Below are 3,297 nucleotides of genomic sequence, written 5' to 3'. Positions count from 1 at the left end.
TTGTACATTGAAAACTAGATAAGTAAGTAAAATTTATGATTTTACCAAGCAAAACCGAGTGAATAAGAGTTTTAAATAAGCTTGAATTCAAAAAGAAATAATCGCTAGTGTTCGAAAGAACACTCACAGATTAATAACATTTTGGGTTTTCAACCGACGGTTGTCGAGTTGGAAAGCAAATAGATTAAGTTATTAAGGGCGCACGGTGGATGCCTTGGCACTAGAAGCCGATGAAGGACGTTACTAACGACGATATGCTTTGGGGAGCTGTAAGTAAGCTGTGATCCAGAGATTTCCGAATGGGGGAACCCAATACGAGTTATGTCGTATTATCGATACGTAAATACATAGCGTATCGAAGGTAGACGCGGAGAACTGAAACATCTTAGTACCCGCAGGAAGAGAAAGAAAAATCGATTCCCTGAGTAGCGGCGAGCGAAACGGGAAGAGCCCAAACCAACGAGCTTGCTTGTTGGGGTTGTAGGACACTCTATACGGAGTTACAAAGGAATAGATTAGACGAAGCATCTGGAAAGATGCATCAAAGAAGGTAATAATCCTGTAGTCGAAAATCTGTTCTCTCTTAAGTGGATCCTGAGTACGACGGAACACGAGAAATTCCGTCGGAATCTGGGAGGACCATCTCCCAAGGCTAAATACTCTCTAGTGACCGATAGTGAACCAGTACCGTGAGGGAAAGGTGAAAAGTACCCCGGAAGGGGAGTGAAAGAGAACTTGAAACCGTGTGCTTACAAGTAGTCAGAGCCCGTTAATGGGTGATGGCGTGCCTTTTGTAGAATGAACCGGCGAGTTACGATTTGATGCAAGGTTAAGCAGTGAATGTGGAGCCGTAGCGAAAGCGAGTCTGAATAGGGCGTTGAGTATTTGGTCGTAGACCCGAAACCAGGTGATCTACCCTTGACCAGGTTGAAGTTCAGGTAACACTGAATGGAGGACCGAACCGACTTACGTTGAAAAGTGAGCGGATGAGTTGAGGGTAGCGGAGAAATTCCAATCGAACCTGGAGATAGCTGGTTCTCTCCGAAATAGCTTTAGGGCTAGCCTCAAGTGATGATTATTGGAGGTAGAGCACTGTTTGGACGAGGGGCCCTTCTCGGGTTACCGAATTCAGACAAACTCCGAATGCCAATCAATTTAACTTGGGAGTCAGAACGCGGGTGATAAGGTCCGTGTTCGAAAGGGAAACAGCCCAGACCACCAGCTAAGGTCCCAAAATATATGTTAAGTGGAAAAGGATGTGGCGTTGCCCAGACAACTAGTATGTTGGCTTAGAAGCAGCCATCATTTAAAGAGTGCGTAATAGCTCACTAGTCGAGTGATACTGCGCCGAAAATGTACCGGGGCTAAACATATTACCGAAGCTGTGGATTGTCCGTAGGACAATGGTAGGAGAGCGTTCTAAGGGCGTTGAAGCATGATCGCAAGGACATGTGGAGCGCTTAGAAGTGAGAATGCCGGTGTGAGTAGCGAAAGACGGGTGAGAATCCCGTCCACCGATTGACTAAGGTTTCCAGAGGAAGGCTCGTCCGCTCTGGGTTAGTCGGGTCCTAAGCTGAGGCCGATAGGCGTAGGCGATGGATAACAGGTTGATATTCCTGTACCACCATGAATCGTTTTAAGCGATGGGGGGACGCAGTAGGATAGGCGAAGCGTACGATTGGATTGTACGTCCAAGCAGTAAGACTGAGTGTTAGGCAAATCCGGCACTCATAAGGTCAAGCTGTGATGGGGAGAGGAAATTGTTTCCTCGAGTCGTTGATTTCACACTGCCGAGAAAAGCCTCTAGCTAGATTTATGGTGCCCGTACCGCAAACCGACACAGGTAGTCAAGATGAGAATTCTAAGGTGAGCGAGCGAACTCTCGTTAAGGAACTCGGCAAAATGACCCCGTAACTTCGGGAGAAGGGGTGCTCTTTAGGGTTCACGCCCAGGAGAGCCGCAGTGAATAGGCCCAAGCGACTGTTTATCAAAAACACAGGTCTCTGCTAAACCGTAAGGTGATGTATAGGGGCTGACGCCTGCCCGGTGCTGGAAGGTTAAGAGGAGTGGTTAGCTTCTGCGAAGCTACGAATCGAAGCCCCAGTAAACGGCGGCCGTAACTATAACGGTCCTAAGGTAGCGAAATTCCTTGTCGGGTAAGTTCCGACCCGCACGAAAGGCGTAACGATTTGGGCACTGTCTCAACGAGAGACTCGGTGAAATCATAGTACCTGTGAAGATGCAGGTTACCCGCGACAGGACGGAAAGACCCCGTGGAGCTTTACTGTAGTCTGATATTGAAATTCGGTACAGCTTGTACAGGATAGGTAGGAGCCTTAGATACGTGAGCGCTAGCTTACGTGGAGGCGTTGGTGGGATACTACCCTCGCTGTATTGGATTTCTAACCCGCACCATTAATCATGGTGGGAGACAGTGTCAGATGGACAGTTTGACTGGGGCGGTCGCCTCCTAAAGAGTAACGGAGGCGCTCAAAGGTTTCCTCAGAATGGTTGGAAATCATTCATAGAGTGTAAAGGCACAAGGAAGCTTGACTGCGAGACTTACAAGTCGAGCAGGGTCGAAAGACGGACTTAGTGATCCGGTGGTTCCGCATGGAAGGGCCATCGCTCAACGGATAAAAGCTACCCCGGGGATAACAGGCTTATCTCCCCCAAGAGTTCACATCGACGGGGAGGTTTGGCACCTCGATGTCGGCTCATCGCATCCTGGGGCTGTAGTCGGTCCCAAGGGTTGGGCTGTTCGCCCATTAAAGCGGTACGCGAGCTGGGTTCAGAACGTCGTGAGACAGTTCGGTCCCTATCCGTCGTGGGCGTAGGAAATTTGAGAGGAGCTGTCCTTAGTACGAGAGGACCGGGATGGACATACCTCTGGTGTACCAGTTGTCGTGCCAACGGCATCGCTGGGTAGCTATGTATGGACGGGATAAGTGCTGAAAGCATCTAAGCATGAAGCCCCCCTCAAGATGAGATTTCCCAACTTCGGTTATAAGATCCCTCAAAGATGATGAGGTTAATAGGTTCGAGGTGGAAGCATAGCGATATGTGGAGCTGACGAATACTAATCGATCGAAGACTTAATCAAATTTAAAAGTTTTGTTGGTTAAACTAAATTTTACTTACAATCTAGTTTTGAGTGTATAAATTTTATACATGACATTGTCTGGTGACTATAGCAAGGAGGTCACACCTGTTCCCATGCCGAACACAGAAGTTAAGCTCCTTAGCGCCGATGGTAGTCGGACTTACGTTCCGCAAGAGTAGGACGTTGCCAGGCAA

2 rRNA genes are annotated in these 3,297 nt (G+C 48.3%); both read left to right on the top strand.

Annotation, left to right across the window (positions count from 1 at the left end):
• Positions 1-182 precede the first annotated feature (182 nt).
• Positions 183-3,103 (top strand): 23S ribosomal RNA (locus KA814_RS07925).
• 77 nt (positions 3,104-3,180) lie between these two features.
• Positions 3,181-3,295: ribosomal RNA gene (gene rrf / locus KA814_RS07920) — 5S ribosomal RNA — on the top strand.
• Positions 3,296-3,297 lie beyond the last annotated feature (2 nt).

It is taken from the genome of Staphylococcus sp. GDY8P196P, from assembly GCF_017891705.1.
Lineage (GTDB): Bacteria > Bacillota > Bacilli > Staphylococcales > Staphylococcaceae > Staphylococcus > Staphylococcus ureilyticus.
This window is presented reverse-complemented; position numbering and strand designations above follow the sequence as displayed.